Origin of the sequence: Bradyrhizobium sp. 153 (assembly GCF_023073835.1) — a bacterium.
Taxonomy (GTDB): Bacteria; Pseudomonadota; Alphaproteobacteria; order Rhizobiales; family Xanthobacteraceae; genus Bradyrhizobium.
The window spans coordinates 172861-191812 of the sequence record NZ_JADPKH010000015.1; the positions used below are offsets into that span (position 1 = coordinate 172861).

Sequence of the window (18952 nt, forward strand, 5' to 3'; positions counted from 1 at the left end):
GCAAAAGTGTCGATCACAGCAGTCGCTCCAGAGGGCCAGCCGGAAGGCTCAGCGTCAGCAGCCGATCAAATGCGAGATAGATGAGCGTCGACATCACGAGGGCGATAATGGAATCGGCAAGGATGGCACGGCGTCCGAACGCGGCTGACGTCGTGACGAACAGTGCCGACGTCGCCAGGATGAATCCGCCACCGAAGCCAATGATGGCGATCAGCAGCGCAAGGCCGACGAGGATCAGAACCACGGGGACAGGATCGGCACTTTCGCGCGCCGGCAGATTGCCACGTAGCGCGTCGATGAAATTGCCGATCGCCAGCAGCGCAAGCCCGGAGGCGACCACGACGGGCATCGCTTCGGGCCCCATCCCGTACATCCCGGTGGACGGCAGGCCGCGTGCGTCCCAGACCAGCACCGCGGCGAGACCTGCGAGCAGTGCGGCGATGACCAGACCGGCACGATCGACGCGCCGCCGCGAGTGGGCCGGATCGACTGAGGTCATGACTTGACCAGGCCGACCGATTTCAGCACGTCGGTGACGCGCGCCGTCTCCTTTTTCAGGAAGTCGGCGAACGCGTCGCCGCCGAGATAGGCATCCTCCCAGCCCTTCTGCTTGAGGATCTCCTTCCAGGCGTCCGATTTCACCATCTTCTCGACCGCATCGCTCAAAGTCTTGCGCTGCTCCGGCGTGATGCCGGGAGGTGCGACCACCGAACGCCAGTTGGCGATCACGAGGTCGATGCCCTGCTCCTTGAAGGTCGGGATGTCGCTGCCCGCGATGCGCTTCTCCGAGGTTACGCCGATCGCACGCAGCTTGCCGGACTTGATCTGCCCTTCATATTCACTCAGCCCCGAAATGCCCGCAGTGACCTTGCCGCCGAGAATCGCCGCCAGCGACTCGCCGCCCCCGGAGAATGGGATGTAATTGATCTTCTTCGCGTCGGCCCCGACGGCGCCGGCGAACAGCGCCGCCATCACGTGGTCGACGCCGCCGGCCGAGCCGCCGGCGAAGGTCACCTTGGCGATATCGGCCTTCACCGCGGCGGCGAGATCCTGCGCATTCTTGATCGGCGAATTGGCGGGCACCACGATCACCTGGATTTCCTCGGTGAGGCGCGCGATCGGCGTCACCTGCTCGAGCGTGACGGGCGACTTGTTCATGGCGAGGGCGCCCACCATGACGAAGCCGTTGACCATCATCTGGTTGCCGTCGCCCTTGGCCCCGTTGACGAACTGGGCGATGCCGACGCTACCGCCGGCGCCGGGAACGTTGGTGACCTGCACGCTGCGCGCGACGCCCGAGGCCACCAGCGCCTGCTGCATCGAGCGCGCAGTCTGGTCCCAGCCGCCGCCCGGCGCCGCCGGCGCCATCAGCTTGAGCTCGAGCTGCTGGGCAAAAGCCGGATTGGCTGCCGCGAGGATCAACGCGACGGCTGCGCCGATAACGCGCGCGGGAAATTGAAACATGGGGGCATCTCCAGGCTCATGCGGACGTTTGCCGCATTGTGTCGTTTGGTCGCATATCAGCCAAAACGGCCGATGCTGTCCAGTGACATCACCCCGGGGTCCTGGTTAGCGAGGCATCGGGATGACCCCGCCGAGCGCTGCCGTCAGTTCGGCGGCGACATCTCGCACGATTTGTCCGATTTCCGGCAACCTCTGGTCGGTCAGCCGGCTGGTCATGCCGGAGACCGAAATCGCCGCGAGCGGCTCGGCGCAGTCATTGTAGACGACCGCGGCGACACAGCGCAGACCCATGCAGGCCTCTTCATCGTCGAGCGCGTAGCCCTGCTTGCGGATCTTTTCGAGCTCTTTGAACAGGTCGCTCGGCCGCACGATTGACTTTTCGGTCAGGCGGGGCATGCCGTGGTGGCGGATGACGGCGCCGACGTCCTCGTCGGAATAGGTCGCGAGCACCGCCTTGCCGACACCGGAAGTCACCATGGGGACACGGCCTCCGACCTGGGTCAGCGATCGCATGATCTCGCGGCTCTCCATGCGGGTTAGGACGATGATGAACTCGTCGTCGACGACGGCGAGATTGGCGGTCTCGCGGGTGAGATCGCGCAGCTTGCGCAAGTAAGGGATCGCCTGCGTGGAGAAATTGCGCCGCCGCGCGAAGCTCGCGCCGACTGTGAAGCTGCGCACGCCGACATGCCATTTGGATTCGGCGCGGTCGAACTGCACGAAGCGTCGGCTTTCCAGCGTCGCCAGCAGGCGGTGCACGGTGGAGGCCGACAGGCCGGTGCGGACGGCGAGATCGCTGAGGCGATAGCCTTCATCGTCCTCGGCGAGGGTCTCAAGGATCGATAGTGCGCGGTCGACGGACTGCACGCCGCCGTCGCGCACCTCGTGGTCGGCCTCTGCGGTCGACCTGGGCTCGAGCGATTTGCGCCGGATCACGTTCTTGCTCATCGCGACCTGCCGCTCATGCGTCCCACATTCCGGGATGGTGCGCCGGGACTGCGCGCAGCGCGGGCCTGGCGTACCAGACCCGGAACCTCGAGATCCCGGGTCTGACCCTCCGGGCCGCGCTTGCGCGGTCCCGTCGCGTCGCCCCGGGATGACAGATAACGCTTAGAGCAGCCCTGCCCCGCGCGCCCATTTGTACTTGGCGCCCAGCACCTCGACCGGCAGCTCGGTCGAATAGGCGTAGGCCGGGATGCCGTTCTGGTAGAGATATTCGGCGGCTTCCTCGACCTCGACGTCGCCGGCGAGCGAGGCGACCATCGGCTTCACGAAACCCTTGGCCTCCATCTCCTTCTTCACCTCGACCATGTTGCGGGCGAACACCATCGGCGGGGTGACGATGGTGTGCCAGTAGCCGAGGATCAGCGCATGGATGCGCTCATCCGACAGGCCGAGCTTGACCGTGTTGACGTAGGTGATCGGCGGCTCGCCGCCGGTGATATCCACAGGGTTTCCGGCCGCGCCGAACGGCGGGATGAACTTGCGGAACGCCGCATCGAGGTCCGGCGGCATCGACATCAGCGACAGTCCGTTGTCGACGCAGGAGTCCGACAGCAGCACGCCCGAGCCGCCGGCACCGGTGATGATCAGTACGTTCTCGCCCTTCGGCGTCGGCAGCACGGGTACGCCGCGGGCGAATTCGAGCAACTGGCGCAGGGACCGCGCGCGGATCACGCCGGATTGCTTGAACACGTCCTCGTAGATCCGGTCGTTACCGGCGAGCGCGCCGGTGTGCGAGGACGCCGCCTTCGCGCCTGCCGAGGTGCGGCCGGCCTTGAGCACGACGACCGGCTTCTTCTTGGAGACGCGTTTTGCCGCTTCCGCGAAGGCGCGGCCGTCCTTGAGGTCTTCGCAGTGCTGCGCGATCAAATTGGTGTTCGGATCCTGCTCGAAGAAGGCGAGCAGATCGTCCTCGTCGATGTCCGACTTGTTGCCGAGGCCGACGATCGCCGACACGCCCATCTTGGCCGAGCGAGAGAAGCCGATGATGGCCATGCCGATGCCGCCCGACTGCGACGACAGCGCCGCGTGACCCTTGACGTCATAAGCCGTGCAGAAGGTCGCGCAGAGATTGGCCGGGGTATAGTAGAAGCCGTAGATGTTCGGCCCCATCAGGCGAATGTCGTACTTCTTGCCGACCTCGACGATCTCGGCCTGGAGCTCGGGCGCGCCGGCCTCCGCAAAGCCCGACGGGATCAGCACCGCGCCCGGGATTTTCTTCTCTCCGCATTCGGTCAGCGCCGCCGCCACGAACTTCGCGGGGATCGCGAACACCGCGACGTCGATCACGCCGGGCACGTCCTTGACGCTCTTATAGGCTTTGTAGCCCAGGATCTCGGCAGCCTTGGGATGGATCGGATAGATCTCACCCTTGTAGCCGCCGTTGATGAGATTCTTCATCACGGAGTTGCCGATCTTGCCGTCTTCGGCGGAGGCGCCGACCACCGCGACCGCCTTCGGCTGCATGATGCGGTTCATCGCCGCGACGATCTCTTCGGTCGGGCGCGGCTTCGGCTTGGGAACGTAGGCGAAGTCGACGACGATACGGACGTCGGCGGCGGTTGCGCCCTTCGCCGTCGCGAACACCGGGTTGAGGTCGAGCTCGACGATCTCAGGGAAGTCGGTGACGAGCTGCGAGACCTTGACGATGACGTCGGCGAGCGCCGTGCGGTTCACCGGCTCGCCGCCGCGCACGCCCTTTAGGATCTCATGCGCCTGGATGCCGTCGAGCATCGAGAGCGCGTCTTCCTTGGTCGCAGGTGCGAGGCGGAAGGTGATGTCCTTCAAGACTTCGACCAGCACGCCGCCGAGGCCGAAGGCGACCAGCTTGCCGAACGAACCGTCGGTGATCGAGCCGACGATGACTTCGGTGCCGCCGGCCAGCATCTGCTGCACCTGGATGCCCTCGATCTTGGCATCGGACTTGTATTTCTTGGCGTTGGAAAGAATGGTCTCGTAGGCCTTTTCGGCTTCCTCGGCCGTCTTGAGGCCGACGATGACGCCGCCGGCTTCGGTCTTGTGGAGAATGTCCGGCGAGACGATCTTCATCACGACGGGGAAGCCCATTGCGGACGCCATCTTGCCGGCTTCGCCCGCCGACTTGGCCACGTCCTCCTTCGGCACCGGAATGCCGTAGGCGTCACAGACCAGCTTGCCTTCCGGCGCCGTCAGGCTGGTGCGGTTGTCCGCCTTGACCTGGTCAAGCACCTTGCGGACGGCATCTTTGGAATTGGACATGTGGCTTCTCCCTTGACCTTAGTTCGTTCTTTGCAAAGCGCGCGCGTGGTTAGCGGCTGCCGGTGATGCGTGCCATTCGCCGCGCTCTGTTCCAGGGCGGAACGGAGTGGCATAAGCCCAAGACTACTCCGCCGGCTTGGATCAAAAATGGCTGGCGATGGCATTTGGTATGCCAGAAGCCAACTTGTCAAGCCAGTGCACCCCTTAGAACGCCGCAAAAAATCGCCGGCTTGACATTCTGGCATGTGGTATGCCAAAAACTTTCCCGTTAATATTCCTGTAAAAGACGACTCCCACCTGGAGGAGATTCGTCGTGTCACTACGGAAACCAACCAAGGCGTTGCCGAATATGGCCGAGGCAGACATCGCAATCGTTCGCATTGCCCCGGAGAGCAGCTTCAAGAACAAGGCGTATGACGCCTTGAAGGAAGCCATCCTCAAGATGGACATCTACTCGACGCCCGAGCCGGTGATGCTCGACGAGCGCGCGCTGTCCGAACGGCTGGGCGTCAGCCGCACGCCGATCCGCGAAGCGATCGCGATGCTCGAGCAGGACGGATTCGTGAAGACGGTGCCGCGCCGCGGCATCATGGTGGTGCGCAGGACCAAGACCGAGATCGTCGACATGATCCGCGCCTGGGCAGCGCTGGAAAGCATGGCCGCCCGCCTCATCACCACCACCGCGCGCAAGAAGGACATCACGGCGCTGCGCGACTTCTTCAAGGACTTTGGCAAGGACCGCCTGCCCGAGGATCATGTCGAGGAATATTCGCGCGCCAACATCGCCTTCCACCAGGCGCTGATCTCGCTGTCGGAATCACCCGTGCTGGTCGATCTCACCAACGACCTGCTGCTGCACGTGCGCGGCTATCGCCAGTTGACCATCGGACGCAAGGACCGCACCGCGACGTCGCTGCCCGAGCATCTCGGCATCATCGAAGCGCTGGAAGCGCGCGACACCGAGCTCGCCGAGAAGCGCGCCCGCGACCACACCCTTGGCCTTGCCGCTTACGTCGAAGCGCACGGCCAGGAACTATTCACGTAGCTCTTTACCTAGCAAACGTTCACCAGAAGGGCGAAGCACTCGCCCCACTACGAGAGATCAGGGAGACAAGGCCCATGCTGAACACCGCGACCAAGTCCGAAGCACCGGGCACCGAGCAGGAACTGACGGATGGCTTCCATCTCGTCATCGACGCGCTCAAGCTGAACGGCATCAACACCATCTATAATGTGCCGGGTATCCCGATCACGGATTTGGGCCGCATGGCGCAGGCCGCCGGTATTCGCGTGATCTCCTTCCGTCACGAGCAGAACGCCGGCTACGCCGCAGGCATCGCCGGCTATCTTACCAAGAAGCCCGGCGTGTGCCTCACGGTCTCCGCGCCCGGCTTCCTCAACGGTCTCACTGCGCTCGCGCATGCCACCACCAATTGCTATCCGATGATCCTGATCTCGGGCTCCTCCGAGCGCGAGATCGTCGACCTCCAGCAGGGCGACTACGAGGAAATGGACCAGCTCGCGATCGCAAAGCCGCTGTGCAAGGCGGCCTACCGCGTGCTGCACGCCCAGGACATCGGCATCGGCTTTGCCCGCGCCATCCGCGCCGCAGTCTCCGGCCGTCCCGGCGGTGTCTATCTCGATCTGCCGGCAAAGCTGTTCGGCCAGGTGATGAACGCCGATGCCGGCCAGAAGTCGCTGGTCAAGGTGATTGACGCTGCACCCGCACAGATCCCCTCGCCCGCTTCGGTGAAGCGCGCGCTCGATGTGCTCAAGAGCGCCAAGCGCCCGCTCATCATCCTCGGCAAGGGCGCGGCCTACGCGCAGGCCGATGAGGAGATCAAGAGCTTCGTCGAGAAGAGCGGCGTGCCGTTCCTGCCGATGAGCATGGCCAAGGGCCTCCTCCCCGACACGCATCCGCAATGCGCCGGCGCCGCCCGTTCGACGGTGCTGAAAGAGTCCGACGTCGTCATGCTGATCGGCGCGCGGCTGAACTGGCTGCTGTCGCACGGCAAGGGCAAGAGCTGGGGCGAAGCGCCGAAGAAGTTCATCCAGGTCGACATCGAGCCGAAGGAGATGGATTCCAACGTCGAGATCGTCGCGCCCGTGGTCGGCGACATCGGCTCGGTCGTCTCCGCCTTCAACCAGGCGATGGGCTCAAGCTGGACCGCCCCGCCCGCCGAATGGACCAAGGCGATTACGTCCAAGCGCGAGGAGAACGTCGCCAAGATGGCGCCGAAGCTCATGAACAACAAGTCGCCGATGGATTATCACGGCGCACTCGGCGTGCTGAAGAACGTGATCAAGGAGCACCCCGAGGCGATCCTCGTCAATGAAGGCGCCAACACGCTCGACCTCGCGCGCGGCGTCATCGACATGTATCGCCCGCGCAAGCGTCTCGACGTCGGCACCTGGGGCGTGATGGGCATCGGCATGGGCCAGGCGATCGCGGCCGCACTCGAGACCGGTCACCCCGTACTCGCAGTGGAAGGCGACAGCGCGTTCGGCTTCTCCGGCATGGAGGTCGAGACCATCTGCCGCTACAATCTTCCGATCTGCGTCGTCATCTTCAACAATGACGGCATCTATCGCGGCACCGACGTCAACGGCGCCAACTCCGATCCCGCGACGACGGTGTTCGTCAAGGGCGCTCGCTACGACAAGATGATGGAAGCTTTCGGCGGCGTCGGCGTGAATGCCACCTCGCCCGACGAGCTCAAGCGCGCAGTCAATGAGGCGATGGAGTCCGGCAAGCCGACGCTCATCAACGCGGTGATCGATCCGGCCGCGGGGTCGGAGAGCGGCCGCATCGGCAACCTCAATCCGCAGAGTGTTCTGCAGAAGAAGAAGTAACTCCGGGTCATTCCCCGCGCAGGCGGGGAATCCAGTATTCGCCGGACCATCCATTGTGGCGAGCACTGAGCCCAACCGAAACGATCGCGAATACTGGATGCCCGCCTTCGCGGGCATGACGGAAACAGAGTGGTAACAGGAGCAACACGATGACCAAAGCGCTCGAGGGCGTTCGCATTCTCGACTTCACCCACGTCCAGTCCGGACCGACCTGCACGCAGCTGCTCGCCTGGTTCGGCGCCGACGTGATCAAGGTGGAGCGTCCGGGCGTGGGTGATATCACCCGCGGCCAGCTACAGGACATCCCGAACGTGGACAGCCTGTATTTCACCATGCTCAATCACAACAAGCGCTCGATCACGCTCGACACCAAGAACCCCAAGGGCAAGGAAGTCCTGACCGAGCTGATCAAGAAGTGCGACGTGCTGGTGGAAAACTTCGGCCCCGGCGTGCTCGATCGCATGGGCTTCCCCTGGGAGAAGATCCAGCAGATCAACCCCAAGATGATCGTCGCCTCGATCAAGGGCTTTGGCCCTGGCCCGTACGAAGACTGCAAGGTCTATGAGAACGTCGCGCAGTGCACCGGGGGCGCCGCCTCCACCACCGGCTTCCGCGACGGCCTGCCGCTCGTCACCGGCGCACAGATCGGCGATTCCGGCACCGGCCTGCATCTGGCGCTCGGCATCGTCACCGCGCTCTATCAGCGCACCCACACCGGCAAGGGCCAGCGCGTCACCGCAGCGATGCAGGACGGCGTGCTCAACCTCTGCCGCGTCAAGCTGCGCGATCAGCAGCGCCTCGCCCACGGCCCGCTCAAGGAATACAGCCAGTTCGGCGAAGGCATTCCGTTCGGCGACGCCGTGCCGCGCGCCGGCAACGATTCCGGCGGCGGCCAGCCCGGCCGCATCCTGAAGTGCAAGGGCTGGGAGACCGATCCCAACGCCTACATCTACTTCATCACGCAAGCCCCGGTCTGGGAGAAGATCTGCGACGTGATCGGCGAGCCGACCTGGAAGACCGATCCGAACTACGCCAAGCCGGCTGCCCGCCTACCGCGCCTCAACGAGATCTTCGCCCGCATCGAGCAGTGGACGATGACCAAGACCAAGTTCGAGGCGATGGAAATCCTCAACAAGGACGACATTCCCTGCGGCCCGATCCTGTCGATGAAGGAAATCGCCGAGGATCAGTCGCTGCGCGCGACCGGCACCGTGGTCGAGGTCGATCACCCCACCCGCGGCAAATACATCTCGGTCGGCAACCCGATCAAGCTGTCGGATAGCCCGGCGGAAGTGACCCGCTCGCCCTTGCTCGGCGAGCACACCGACGAGATCCTGCGCTCGGTGCTCGGCTTCAGCGACCACCAGGTCGCCGATATCCACAAGTCCGGCGCACTCGATCCGCCGCAGAAGCAGGCCGCGGAGTAAGCGGAAAGCAGTTCGCCGCGAGACAAAGGGCCGCCCGTCGAGGCGGCCCTTTTTGCATGAGAATGCCTGCCGTCACGGGGCATCAACGTAAAAAGTCGAAAAACAACCCCATGCACAGTAGCTAACTCCTTGGTCGAAAAGGGATTGCTGATTTTGCGAAACTTTCTTTGACCCGTCGGGCAAAACAGGAGTATTATGCCATGGTCCAAAGCTACGGAGGCAAGCTCGGCTAAGAGCTTGCACCCTTCACCCGCCCTTCGCCCTCGTCTGAAACCAAACTGCGAGTGTCCAGGACGACTTCGCCGAGCAGTTGCAGCGTCTTGGCTTTGAATCCGCGGAATGTTCGGCCAAACCAACGTTGAATTCAGATTGGTCATCGAGGAACCGATACGGTGACCCACGGTTATTATCCTGACCGGTGCGCTCTCAGAAGTGCGGGCGCGCCTCCTTCACGGCGAGTGACTGAGCGCCTCGCAAGAGATCTGTTCAACGCTGAAGACTTGGCCGCCTTTCTCGTCCGGAGGGTGTCTATCCTTGTCAGCGTGGGCGCCGGAGGCGTGGCATTCAGCTATCGTCCGGACCACGCTCGTTGATCAAATCGAGGTCGAAATGTTGAAAGATCAATCCTCTGATCGCGCCAAGCGCGAAGCCAACAAGGCGTTCAAGCCTGTCAAAGCCCAAAAGCCGATGAATGACTATGCGAAGGACCAGCAATCCTTCAACGAGAATCGCGAGCGATTGAAAGCGGAGCGATTGGCCCGCGAGGCCAAGCCCAAGAGCCACTCCGAATAGCAGCGTTGTGGACCAGTTCCGGATCGCACTGGGCGAGCTGCATCGAAATGGACGCCCGACGCCGGCCTAGAGCAAGATCCGGACCCGAAGCGCCGCGTTAGCGCGAGTGTGAAGCGGCTTTCCGAAAAGATCACGGTCAAACAATGACCTAGGCACGATGGCGTTTCATCCCGATCTCATCGCACTTTAGAGCATCGAGAGCACGACGACCCCGTCCTCGAGCTCCCCCGAAGCGAGCCGCGTTCGCGCGATGCGCTCGAATTCCGTCCGGTATTTCTGAAGATAGCTGAAGGCCTGCTTCTGCGTCTGAAACGTGGTGGCCAGTCGGCACATCTGCCGGCCCGCGCCGAGCGCGAGAAAGAAAGTGATGGTGCCACCGCCGTCCGATTTAATTCTAGGCACGACCCGCATCCTTTGCATGTGACCGGCCCTCCGGATGCCGTCGGCAGTATGGAGCCGACTATCGCCGCAGCTTCTTGTTGCGCTTGGCCGTTACAGGCGCCGGCAACGATGCTTGAAGGGTTGCGTCGGCGACTTCCTTGGCTTCGCGCAGCTCTCGAAGCCGCGCCATGTTCTTGCGAACGTCCACGGCCTGCTTTTCGGCGTCCGCCATGGCGCGCGCGCCTTCTTCAGCGGCCAAACGCTGGCGATTGGAGCGTGCGACGGCTTCAGGCGACGGTTCAGCCGATCTCTTGGCGCTCATTGTTCACCTGCTCGACAACGGACAAAACCCGCTCAATCGGGGGATCGAGCGGGTAGCGTGGCCGTTTCAGTACATCCGTGAAACGGCGCCAGGGCCTTTATGCCAGCGAGAGATTTTCTGCGCTGACCTTGCCCCGCATCTTGTCGGTCTTGAGCTCGAAGTTGACCTTTTGGCCCTCAGCGAGACCCGCAAGACCAGCCCGCTCGACCGCGCTGATGTGAACGAACACATCATTGCCGCCGTCGTTAGGCTGAATGAATCCAAAGCCCTTTTGGCCGTTGAACCACTTCACAGTACCTGTCGTCATGTTCTTCTCCAAAGCGCACACGCGCACATTCCGCGTGAACGTCACGCAGAAAGAATTCATTTCGTCGATGTCTCTGGAAAAGGAGCCCGCAGGCGCATTCAACAAGGCACAGCGGCTGAACGAACAGCCTCAACATATACCTCATCATCATCAATTGCAAGGCTTGGCGGAATTTAATGCGCGCATGAGATCGGCGGACGTTTTCGGCTTTGAAGATTGACGCCGTACGGTGTCCGCGGCGAAGTGAGCTACGCCATTCGCAAGCGTCGATCTGACGCTAGCAGGCTCAATTGGCCGAGAGTGTCAACGGATGGCCGCTATCGAACGCCCACCGCGCGCTGCCGGCAAGCTGTTCACCGAAGAACTTCACCACGTCTGCCTCTCCCGCGGCCTGCGCTGGCGAACCGAGACAAACGAGAACGACGGTGACAGCCCAAAGCGTGCGCAAAGGAAGCCCTAGGGTGCGTACTCATAAAATCTGCTGCTAAGAGTAGGCGCGCGTGATGTCCGCTGTCCTCCAACAGCGGCACGAAAGCGGACGTTGTCGGACTTCCGAGAATGGCAACTCCGGACTCATGCGCTGCAGAAGAGTACCGACATTTGATCGCCTTGTGGACATTGGAAGTTATTCGGGCAACCCCGCTTTGCGAAAGCCCTCAATCATCAGCTTCGCGGTTTTTGATAGCTGGCTCCTGTCGATCCACGCCGAAATCGTGAAACCAGGATCGATCTCAAGCATGCGAGCCACCGCCTCACGGGCCTCGGCGTCGCGTCCGAGATAGGCGAAAGCGGATATGAGGCAGCGATATGGTCCTGGATAGTAGGGGTTGAGACGTAAGGCTTTCTTCGCTGCAATGATGACCTCGTCAAAGCGACGAAGCTCGATAAGGGCAAACCCTATCCCGGTCAGCGCTATGAATGCTTGCGGGTCTACCGGGCTCATTCGCATGGAGTGTTCAAAGCTCCGGATCGCTTCCTCTGGCTGCCCCGCAATCTTATAGACCCAGCCTCTGCGGTGCCATGCGTAGTATGAATTCGGGTTGAGCTTGACCGCCCGGTCGGACATCTCGATCTCGCTCTCGCAATCGCCGACAAGGAGCGCCGAAATCAAGGCAACACCCGCTAACGTGTCGGGATCACCATCGTCGAGGCTCAATGCCAGGCGCATGAGCCGAACGGCTTCCATGCGTTCGAATTGAGGATCGATGGCATAATTCCTGACCACGTTCTCCGAATGACAGGCACCTGCCAGAGCGGCGGCACCAGCAAATCCGGGATCAAGTTCCAAGGCGCGCTTGACCAGTCGGAGCCCCTCGGCCAACCCTTCGCGGGTCGATGGGACCGTTTGCTGTATGGCCCGGAGATAGAGATCATACGCGGTGAGGTCTTCCGGTCGTCGCCGCGATGCCAGTGCAAGTTCGGCTTGAAACAACTTTGGCCGAATGGCTGAGACGACGGCGAGCGTGATGTCGTCCTGCAGCGCGAAAATGTCCGTCATGTCGCGCTCGAACCTGTCCGCCCAGATGTGGGTACCTGTAGCTGCTTCAATCAACCGGCCCGTTATGCGAACTTTCCCCGAGGCCTTGCGAACCTCACCCTCCAGGACATAACGCACGCCAAGCCGGCGCCCGACGTCCTTAATGTCGACCGCCTTGCCCTTGAAGGTGAAACTTGAATTGCGCGCGATCACGAACAACCCTTTGAACCGCGAAAGCGCGGTCGTGATCTCACCAACCATCCCGTCAGCGAAGTACTCTTGCTCGGGATCGCCAGACATGTTCGCGAACGGCAGCACGGCAATGGAGGGCCTGTCGGGTACTGCAGGAGCACTCACGGGCGAATCGACCGGATCTGGGCTCGCAACATCTTGCACCTCCCGCACCTGTCCCACGAAACGGAATCCCTTGCGCGGAAGCGTCCTGATGAGGCGCTGCTCCTCGCCAGTATCGCCGATGGCAGCGCGGGCAGCATTGAGGCGGGTCGTCAGCGCGGCATCGGACACAACGCGGCCGTGCCAGATGGCGCCGATGAGATCGTCCTTGCTGACGACGCGCTCCCGGTTCCGGATCAGGTATTCGAGCAAATCGAACACCTGTGGTGTAATGGAAACGACAGTTGCTCCGCGATGCAACTCGCGCCAGTCAGTGTCGAATACGTACTCTGCAAAGAGATAGCGCAAAATGCGAATCCCGTTGGATGAAGGCTCCCATGACGGGGTAGCGTTCTGGCCTCACCGGAAATCGCGAGAATAAGCCGCCGGTACGGAAAATGTAAGCTGCCGGTTAAGCGTCCGCGCCAATCCCGCGGCACTCTCCGGTCGGTGCAAAAACACCGTCCTGGAGACGCCGCAATGACCCGACGCATGGCACTACATGGCTGGAATGGACATCCGAATCGACCCGGCATGTCACCGGCTTCATCTGGAAATATTGGGCTGCCGTTCAGGAGCGCCGCAAGGGCCAAAAACTGCGCGCCACCTTGTCCAACTTGAGCGACACGGAGCTGATGGATATCGGCACCACGCGCGGCGAGATCGACTACGTCGCCTCGCACCAAGGTATTGACCCTCGAGGCATCCGATCCGGTGAATGGCTGCGATATCTGCCAACCGGGACGGCCAGATTGGGCCTACCGACTTCCGATAGGAGTCACGTGCGCCGTATTGCTGCGCCTGAAGTCCTTTCTGATCTTCCTCAGACACCACATTGGAACTGGTCGCGGTAAGGTCCAGAAGGGGCCATTTCCGGATGTAAGCACCGCAACAACAAAGAGACGAAGCCTCTTGCTTTAACGAAACTGCGCAACGGATCCCACTGGTGGACCAGACCATCGATCTTGGATCATGCGCGGGGTTCACTAGACGGTGAACGAGGTATCACGTCATGCTGCCCGGAATGAAACAGCGGACACGAGGATGTCCATCGATGTAGTGCTTCCAGACCATGGTCCGTCCGGCAAGATTTGGTTGCTTGATGACAGCGCCGTCTGGCACGAGCACCCATTCGTCGTCGATGCGAACGCGATATTGTCCGTGATCGGACTTCCAGTTCGGTTCGGAGACCACGTAGGCGTCGGAGTCCTCACAGCACTTCCCGAATTCGCTTTGCAGACTCTCGAACCAGGGCTTCAACGGGGAATTCGCATAGCGGCCGTCATCTCGCGCAAATGTCGCGGTCGACACCAGCAGCATGAGGCAAATTTGAGCTGCCAAGCGCTTCATCGCTCTGATCGCCAGCATTTCGTCACCTCGGCCATCTCGGAAAATCAGTTTCGATTCAGCGCAGCTGGCGTAATGGGCAAGGAGCGCAGGAATACGAAGCGGGAGGTCACTGGTATTTCCGCGTCGGCGCGACCATCCTGGCCGATGAGAATGAGACCAGCTCCCCCATTTGCGACGGTCAGGATGACCTCTTCACCAGTCCACGTCCGGATCGGGTTCATCCCGATGACGAGAAACTCACCTACGGGCTGGTCCAGATATTGAAGCCTGAGCTGCGGAGCGATTTCGGCCGGTGCAAGCTCGAAGCCCAGTTGCTGCGCGAGTTCGTAGATTTGCCGCAATGGCACCGTCTCACCTCTGAAGCCCAGATCGGCCGCGGTCACTGTCAGAAGTGTTACCGCCCTTCTGGTACCGCTGAGCGTAAACGCAGGTCGGGCAAGAGCCTCCGCAGCCGAGTTACCGACGCCGCAACCAATCGCACTCAGCGCGGTCAGGAGAGAAAACGTATCCGGGAACGTCCCGATACTGATTGTTTTCCATTCGGCAACATCCGAAACGGACGTTACTGGACCCATGCGTGTCGGGGCAACGGGCGCCGCCTTGAGCACTAACTGCCTCTGCAACACATCGCGCGCCGAGCACTGAGCGTGAGCGCGGTTCGCAGAGGCGAGAGCGCATACGACGCAGATCAAGAGCCTCGCTGCAGTGGCAGCCCAAGTCAGTGCAGCCGTCCGCTTCATGGCATCCTCCCTCGTGACGCGAAATTCGCAAGCAGTTCATACTGTTGCCGCGCACGAGGATGCGCCAAGGTCATGAGAAGCGCTTTACAGGCGCCTTCCATTCTTCTTACCGTCTGCTTACATATCAGCTCCGCTGGGGTGCGATCGTACCGCAGGAGGATGCAATTGCTTTACTCCTTTTCGGATTTCACGCTGGATACGGAGCGACGCGAGCTGCGGCAAGGAGCCGAGATAATCTCTGTCGCGCCACAGGTATTCGATCTTCTGAACTATTTGATCCGGAACAGGGAACGCGTTGTCAGTAAGGACGAGCTCATCGCCGGCGTTTGGAATGGTCGCATCGTCTCGGATGCCGCTCTGACGACGCGCATCAATGGTGCGAGGTGTGCAATCGGCGACACTGGCGAGAAACAGGACCTCATCAAGACGCTCCCGCGCAAAGGTTTCCGTTTCGTGGGTGCAGTGCAGGAAGCCGGGAGCTCCGCAATAGAGACGGTTGGCTCAGTCGAGCGAACCGGCGACACGCCGCCGCGCCTATCCATCGTCGTGCTACCCTTCACGAACCTTAGCGCTGATCGTGAGCAGGACTATTTCGTGGATGGTGTAACCGAGAGTTTGACCACAGACTTGTCGCGCATCGCCGCTTCATTTGTAATCGCACGGAACAGCGCCGTCTCATACAAGGGTAGAGCAGTCGATGTACGGCAAGTCGGCCGCGAATTGAACGTTCGTTACGTGCTCGAAGGTTCAGTGCAACGCAGCGGCAAGCGGCTTCGCATGAACGTGCAGTTGATTGATGCTATCAGCGGCCAGCATCTTTGGGCCGAGCGCTTCGAGAAGGCTGTCGTTGACCTGTTCGACATGCAGGACGAAATCGTATCCAGGCTTGCCAATACGTTGGGTAGCCGGCTCATCGAGGCTGAGGCGCAACGAGCCGAACGTACGCTGAGTCCCGATGCAATGGACTTATACTTCCAGGGCCGGGCCTGGCTGATGACGGGGTTTAGCCTTGAATGCTTAACGCGAGCGCGGAGCTTCTTCGAACGCTCTCTAGCGTGCGACCCCGGCAACGTCGAAGCAATGATTGGCCTGGCAAATGTTGATACGGCAGTTGGAGCCAGCTTTACGACGGATGATGGGCCTGCGCGGTTTGAAGTGGCCGAGGCGATGGTGAATAAGGCATTGTCGATCAGGCCGAACCACACTTCAGCCCACTTGGCTCAGGGTCGGGTCCAGATCTTTACGAACCGGGCCGCCCAAGCCATCCGTGAATTCGAGCATGCGTTGGCGCTGGATTCGAACAGGGCCAACGCTCATGCTGCCCTTGGTTTTGCCAAATTCTATATGGGGCGCGCTGCCGAGACCGAAGGCCACATATTCGAGGCTTTACGTCTCTCCCCTCGCGACGTTGAGGCCTACCAATGGGCGTGTTTTGTAGGCGTGGCCAAGCTACAGCTGGGTTCCGACGTCGAAGCGGTCAGTTGGCTACGACGAAGCACTGAGGCGAACCGCAACTTTCCTCTCGCTCATTTGGCGCTCGCCGCTGCGTTAGGCCTGACCGGCGCCCTCGATGAGGCGCGAACTGCTGCAAGAACGGGACTTGCGCTCAACTCAGGTTTCACCATCCGTCGCTTCCGCACTGCTCAACCAAGCGACAATCCGACTTTTCTTGCTGGGCTGGAGCGCGCGTGTGAAGGCTTCCGCCTCGCTGGCGTGCCGGAAGGGTGATGGACGTTTCCGGTCAAAAACCGACTTTAGCGCGTTCCTGCGCTACGTCGGCTTCGGGTCATGAACGACAAAAAGTGAGCATAATAGGTCCGCTTTCGGGTGCATAGCGACCAGTTGAGCCTGCCAGCCGAGCCATGATTCAAGCCATCCATCGGAAGGGGTCGAATCATGCGCTACGAACTCACGGACTATGAGTGGTTTGCCATTAAGCCGATGCTGCCGAATAAGTCGCGCGGCGTGCCACGAGTGAATGACCGTCGTGTCCTCAATGGCATCTTCTGGGTCTTGCGATCCGGGGCACCGTGGCGCGACCTGCCGGAAAGCTTCGGTCCGTACACGACCTGCTACAATCGGTTCGTTCGCTGGCGACGGGCGCGCGCGTGGTCCAAGCTCATTGAGCGTACTGGCTGGTGCCCATGATGCTGCCGTGCAGCGATCTGGGGCTTTGCCGCGCTTGCTTCGGACCTTGCCGGCAGCCTTCCAAGCCTAATCGGCATCGGCGCAATGGCTGCATTCATGTTTTGGGCGGGCCGCCGGTCCTTCGCAACGGCACGCGCAGCTTGAATTCTACGACGGGCGAAGTGAGTGGCGGTCGGCCCGTTGGCCTCGTGGACGCCGCACGCAGCCCATCGGGCTCCTCCCAGCGAGTCCTTCGAATTGCGGTTCGCGCTCCCTCGTAGACTATAGGGAGACCGCTGAAACCAAGAAGCCCTCGCTAGTTTGGAGGGCTTTCAACTCTATCACTTCCGCGCGCCGCTCTTCTTTGTGGACTGGCCACCTGGAGTGCTGGTGCCTGAACTGTCGGTCGTGCTGGAAGACGTGCCCGTCGTCATCCCACCCTTCGATTTAGCCGTTTTCTTGGTGGTATCGCTTGTTCCGGCCACTCCGGCCTGCGCGCCCTGCTGGCTCTGACTCGGTTGCGCCAGTGCTGCGGTTCCCATCATCGAGGCGATCATCGTACTCACTAAGAGCTTCTTTATCATTGATCTATCTCCCGTCCTGATCGCGAACAACAAGCCGGCGCGCTCCGCGTTCCTCCGGCGCGGCGGTTCTAGGCCCGAACCGATTCCTCATCGCGGATGGGGCCCATTTTGAGAGTTCATCTAACTCGCATCGCATCAATTTAAGTCAACTGGCTGCGTTGGTCGCAAAGAAGCGTTTTCTGTTCCTGAAGACCGTCTTGACCGGATTTAGCTGCCCTTAATGTCTGGCGCTTCAACCTGCCACAAACGGGAGCACGAGCATGCGTCTGTTGGTATTCGGTTTGATCGCCGTCGGCATCGCCGGTTTTGCTGCCTACGACCAGTACGACAAGAAGGCGAATTTTCAACGCGTCGATGCGCGCGTCAGCGCCGTGACCGATCAGTGCTACCTGGAGAAGGTCGAGCGCGGCATTCTCTCCAAGACGACGTCGACCTCCGATCTGCTTCGCTGTGACCAGGCCGAAATCCTGACGCGCGAACACCCGAAATGGCAGGGCTACGAAATCAAGCACAAGATCGAGGTCAAGTTCGCCTATGTGTCTCCGGTCGACGGGACCACGCATTTTTCGAGCCTGAGGATGTCCGGCTTCCCCAACGGTCAGCCTTTGAGCATGGGGGACGTCCTTCCGGTTCTGGCATCGAAGACCAAGGCGGACAAGACACGCCAAGCCTGATTGGCCGGGCCGGCGCGCGGACCATCGCAGGCACCGACGCCTAACAAAAATCTGCAAAGCCGTGTCGGATCGGCAGCCTCCCCGTCGTCCTCGTGACATGAATGGGCCATAGACGCCAAACTCGGGCCCATTAATTCACTGAGGATAACAATCATGCCCAGCACTGTCCGTCTGCACCGCGTCTTGGCCACCAGCCCGGAGAAAGTCTATCGCGCCTTCCTGGAGGCCGACGCGATGGCGAAATGGCTTCCGCCGAACGGCTTCACCTGTACCGTGCATCATTTCGAGCCCAAGGTCGGGGGCACGTTCAAGATGTCGTTCCGGAATTTCACGACGGGCAACAGCCATTCGTTTGGCGGCGAATATATCGAGCTCGTCCCGGGCGAACGCCTCCGCTACACCGACAGGTTCGACGATCCTAACCTGCCGGGTGAGATCCAGGTCACCGTGATCCTGAAGAAGGTCTCGGTCGGCACCGAAGTCGACATCACGCAGGCCGGCATCCCCGACGTCATCCCGCCGGAGGCCTGTTATCTCGGCTGGCAGGAATCGCTGCGCAACCTGGCACGGCTCGTCGAGCCCGAGATCAACCAATAGCCGGTCCGCGTTTGACGCAGCGGGGCGATCTGTTCGACCAAATCCGCAGATTTCCCCGCATCGTCATTGCGAGCCAACGGGTCCGCGCGAAAGCGCGGCCCGACGACAGGCTCCGCGAAGCAATCCAGAATCGTTCTGCCGAGGGACTCTGGATTGCTTCGCTGCGCTCGCAATGACGTAGAATGAACTCTCCGAGAGAACAACTCAGATCGAGTCTGCAGATA

The 18952-nt window shown here is 61.4% G+C and carries 20 protein-coding genes and 1 pseudogene; 10 read left to right on the plus strand and 11 right to left on the minus strand.

The genetic code is table 11. From position 1 onward, the window contains the following. Nucleotides 1–13: 13 nt before the first annotated feature. The 4 genes from IVA91_RS03275 to IVA91_RS03290 all read right to left on the minus strand — a co-directional run bounded on the left by IVA91_RS03275 (nt 14) and on the right by IVA91_RS03290 (nt 4704). The gene (locus tag IVA91_RS03275; RefSeq protein WP_247278256.1) at nt 14–499 is read right to left on the minus strand and encodes a tripartite tricarboxylate transporter TctB family protein; all 486 of its coding nucleotides are present in this window, start codon (nt 497–499) and stop codon (nt 14–16) included. Next, the gene (locus IVA91_RS03280) at nt 496–1464 is read right to left on the minus strand and encodes a tripartite tricarboxylate transporter substrate binding protein (RefSeq protein WP_247278257.1); all 969 of its coding nucleotides are present in this window, start codon (nt 1462–1464) and stop codon (nt 496–498) included. Before IVA91_RS03280 ends, IVA91_RS03275 begins: the two co-directional genes overlap by 4 nt. A gap of 105 nt (nt 1465–1569) precedes the next feature. After that, nucleotides 1570–2412, minus strand: a complete 843-nt coding sequence (locus IVA91_RS03285; RefSeq protein WP_247278258.1) for an IclR family transcriptional regulator — start codon at nt 2410–2412, stop codon at nt 1570–1572. A 162-nt stretch (nt 2413–2574) separates the two neighbouring features. Continuing rightward, nucleotides 2575–4704, minus strand: coding sequence for an acetate--CoA ligase family protein (locus tag IVA91_RS03290; RefSeq protein ID WP_247415418.1), 2130 nt, complete (start codon nt 4702–4704; stop codon nt 2575–2577). Nucleotides 4705–5053: 349 nt separating this feature from the next. On the opposite strand from IVA91_RS03290, the gene IVA91_RS03295 reads away from it, so the two are divergent. From IVA91_RS03295 to IVA91_RS03310, 4 genes are all read left to right on the plus strand, one after another. Beyond that, nucleotides 5054–5749: a GntR family transcriptional regulator gene (locus tag IVA91_RS03295; RefSeq protein WP_247278275.1), complete on the plus strand. Its 696-nt coding sequence runs from the start codon at nt 5054–5056 to the stop codon at nt 5747–5749. 74 nt (nt 5750–5823) lie between these two features. Beyond that, on the plus strand, nt 5824–7557 hold the full coding sequence (gene oxc, locus IVA91_RS03300; protein WP_247278260.1) for an oxalyl-CoA decarboxylase: 1734 nt from the start codon (nt 5824–5826) through the stop codon (nt 7555–7557). Between the two features lie 149 nt (nt 7558–7706). Next, the gene (frc, locus tag IVA91_RS03305; RefSeq protein ID WP_247278261.1) at nt 7707–8984 is read left to right on the plus strand and encodes a formyl-CoA transferase; all 1278 of its coding nucleotides are present in this window, start codon (nt 7707–7709) and stop codon (nt 8982–8984) included. Between the two features lie 609 nt (nt 8985–9593). Beyond that, nucleotides 9594–9776, plus strand: coding sequence for a hypothetical protein (locus IVA91_RS03310; protein WP_247278276.1), 183 nt, complete (start codon nt 9594–9596; stop codon nt 9774–9776). A gap of 186 nt (nt 9777–9962) precedes the next feature. Here IVA91_RS03310 and IVA91_RS03315 read toward each other — a convergent pair whose 3' ends face one another. From IVA91_RS03315 to IVA91_RS03325, 3 genes are all read right to left on the minus strand, one after another. Continuing rightward, nucleotides 9963–10187, minus strand: coding sequence for a hypothetical protein (locus tag IVA91_RS03315; RefSeq protein ID WP_247278277.1), 225 nt, complete (start codon nt 10185–10187; stop codon nt 9963–9965). Nucleotides 10188–10236: 49 nt separating this feature from the next. Continuing rightward, entirely contained in the window at nt 10237–10479 is a 243-nt protein-coding gene (locus tag IVA91_RS03320; RefSeq protein WP_247278262.1) for a transcriptional regulator, read from the minus strand. Between the two features lie 97 nt (nt 10480–10576). Then, nucleotides 10577–10786 (minus strand): cold-shock protein, encoded by a 210-nt coding sequence (locus IVA91_RS03325; RefSeq protein ID WP_007593324.1) that lies wholly within the window; start codon nt 10784–10786, stop codon nt 10577–10579. Nucleotides 10787–10820: 34 nt separating this feature from the next. Between IVA91_RS03325 and IVA91_RS03330 the strand changes: the two genes are divergently transcribed. Next, nucleotides 10821–11006, plus strand: coding sequence for a hypothetical protein (locus IVA91_RS03330; RefSeq protein ID WP_247458335.1), 186 nt, complete (start codon nt 10821–10823; stop codon nt 11004–11006). 405 nt (nt 11007–11411) lie between these two features. Here IVA91_RS03330 and IVA91_RS03335 read toward each other — a convergent pair whose 3' ends face one another. Then, a complete protein-coding gene (locus tag IVA91_RS03335; RefSeq protein WP_247278264.1) occupies nt 11412–12965 on the minus strand; it encodes a winged helix-turn-helix domain-containing tetratricopeptide repeat protein in 1554 nt (517 codons plus the stop codon). Nucleotides 12966–13264: 299 nt separating this feature from the next. Here IVA91_RS03335 and IVA91_RS03340 point away from each other — a divergent pair, with 299 nt between their 5' ends. After that, the gene (locus IVA91_RS03340) at nt 13265–13510 is read left to right on the plus strand and encodes a hypothetical protein (RefSeq protein WP_247278265.1); all 246 of its coding nucleotides are present in this window, start codon (nt 13265–13267) and stop codon (nt 13508–13510) included. A gap of 151 nt (nt 13511–13661) precedes the next feature. Here the strand turns inward: IVA91_RS03340 and IVA91_RS03345 are convergent, their stop codons facing one another. Beyond that, nucleotides 13662–14024 (minus strand): hypothetical protein, encoded by a 363-nt coding sequence (locus IVA91_RS03345; RefSeq protein ID WP_247278266.1) that lies wholly within the window; start codon nt 14022–14024, stop codon nt 13662–13664. Nucleotides 14025–14050: 26 nt separating this feature from the next. Beyond that, entirely contained in the window at nt 14051–14746 is a 696-nt protein-coding gene (locus IVA91_RS03350; protein ID WP_247278267.1) for a hypothetical protein, read from the minus strand. Nucleotides 14747–14905: 159 nt separating this feature from the next. Between IVA91_RS03350 and IVA91_RS03355 the strand changes: the two genes are divergently transcribed. Then, nucleotides 14906–16474 carry a winged helix-turn-helix domain-containing protein gene (locus tag IVA91_RS03355; RefSeq protein ID WP_247278268.1) on the plus strand — a complete coding sequence of 523 codons (1569 nt, stop codon included), beginning with the start codon at nt 14906–14908 and terminating at the stop codon, nt 16472–16474. 168 nt (nt 16475–16642) lie between these two features. Beyond that, a pseudogene (locus IVA91_RS03360) lies at nt 16643–16873 on the plus strand (transposase); the annotation flags it as partial. 341 nt (nt 16874–17214) lie between these two features. On the opposite strand, the gene IVA91_RS03365 reads toward IVA91_RS03360, so the two are convergent. Then, nucleotides 17215–17457 (minus strand): hypothetical protein, encoded by a 243-nt coding sequence (locus IVA91_RS03365; protein ID WP_247275826.1) that lies wholly within the window; start codon nt 17455–17457, stop codon nt 17215–17217. Between the two features lie 260 nt (nt 17458–17717). Between IVA91_RS03365 and IVA91_RS03370 the strand changes: the two genes are divergently transcribed. After that, a complete protein-coding gene (locus tag IVA91_RS03370; RefSeq protein ID WP_247275827.1) occupies nt 17718–18131 on the plus strand; it encodes a hypothetical protein in 414 nt (137 codons plus the stop codon). Nucleotides 18132–18284: 153 nt separating this feature from the next. Beyond that, a complete protein-coding gene (locus IVA91_RS03375; RefSeq protein WP_247275828.1) occupies nt 18285–18728 on the plus strand; it encodes an SRPBCC family protein in 444 nt (147 codons plus the stop codon). The last annotated feature ends 224 nt before the right edge of the window (nt 18729–18952 follow it).

What these genes read in the sequence shown, in the direction of transcription:
- IVA91_RS03345 (WP_247278266.1), bottom strand. Translation starts at nt 14,024, where the DNA reads ATGCTGGCGATCAGAGCGATGAAGCGCTTGGCAGCTCAAATTTGCCTC.
- IVA91_RS03355 (WP_247278268.1), top strand. Translation starts at nt 14,906, where the DNA reads ATGCAATTGCTTTACTCCTTTTCGGATTTCACGCTGGATACGGAGCGA.
- IVA91_RS03280 (WP_247278257.1), bottom strand. Translation starts at nt 1,464, where the DNA reads ATGTTTCAATTTCCCGCGCGCGTTATCGGCGCAGCCGTCGCGTTGATC.
- IVA91_RS03370 (WP_247275827.1), top strand. Translation starts at nt 17,718, where the DNA reads ATGCGTCTGTTGGTATTCGGTTTGATCGCCGTCGGCATCGCCGGTTTT.
- IVA91_RS03285 (WP_247278258.1), bottom strand. Translation starts at nt 2,412, where the DNA reads ATGAGCAAGAACGTGATCCGGCGCAAATCGCTCGAGCCCAGGTCGACC.
- IVA91_RS03310 (WP_247278276.1), top strand. Translation starts at nt 9,594, where the DNA reads ATGTTGAAAGATCAATCCTCTGATCGCGCCAAGCGCGAAGCCAACAAG.
- IVA91_RS03325 (WP_007593324.1), bottom strand. Translation starts at nt 10,786, where the DNA reads ATGACGACAGGTACTGTGAAGTGGTTCAACGGCCAAAAGGGCTTTGGA.
- IVA91_RS03290 (WP_247415418.1), bottom strand. Translation starts at nt 4,704, where the DNA reads ATGTCCAATTCCAAAGATGCCGTCCGCAAGGTGCTTGACCAGGTCAAG.
- IVA91_RS03375 (WP_247275828.1), top strand. Translation starts at nt 18,285, where the DNA reads ATGCCCAGCACTGTCCGTCTGCACCGCGTCTTGGCCACCAGCCCGGAG.
- oxc (WP_247278260.1), top strand. Translation starts at nt 5,824, where the DNA reads ATGCTGAACACCGCGACCAAGTCCGAAGCACCGGGCACCGAGCAGGAA.
- IVA91_RS03295 (WP_247278275.1), top strand. Translation starts at nt 5,054, where the DNA reads ATGGCCGAGGCAGACATCGCAATCGTTCGCATTGCCCCGGAGAGCAGC.
- IVA91_RS03365 (WP_247275826.1), bottom strand. Translation starts at nt 17,457, where the DNA reads ATGATAAAGAAGCTCTTAGTGAGTACGATGATCGCCTCGATGATGGGA.
- frc (WP_247278261.1), top strand. Translation starts at nt 7,707, where the DNA reads ATGACCAAAGCGCTCGAGGGCGTTCGCATTCTCGACTTCACCCACGTC.
- IVA91_RS03320 (WP_247278262.1), bottom strand. Translation starts at nt 10,479, where the DNA reads ATGAGCGCCAAGAGATCGGCTGAACCGTCGCCTGAAGCCGTCGCACGC.
- IVA91_RS03315 (WP_247278277.1), bottom strand. Translation starts at nt 10,187, where the DNA reads ATGCGGGTCGTGCCTAGAATTAAATCGGACGGCGGTGGCACCATCACT.
- IVA91_RS03275 (WP_247278256.1), bottom strand. Translation starts at nt 499, where the DNA reads ATGACCTCAGTCGATCCGGCCCACTCGCGGCGGCGCGTCGATCGTGCC.
- IVA91_RS03350 (WP_247278267.1), bottom strand. Translation starts at nt 14,746, where the DNA reads ATGAAGCGGACGGCTGCACTGACTTGGGCTGCCACTGCAGCGAGGCTC.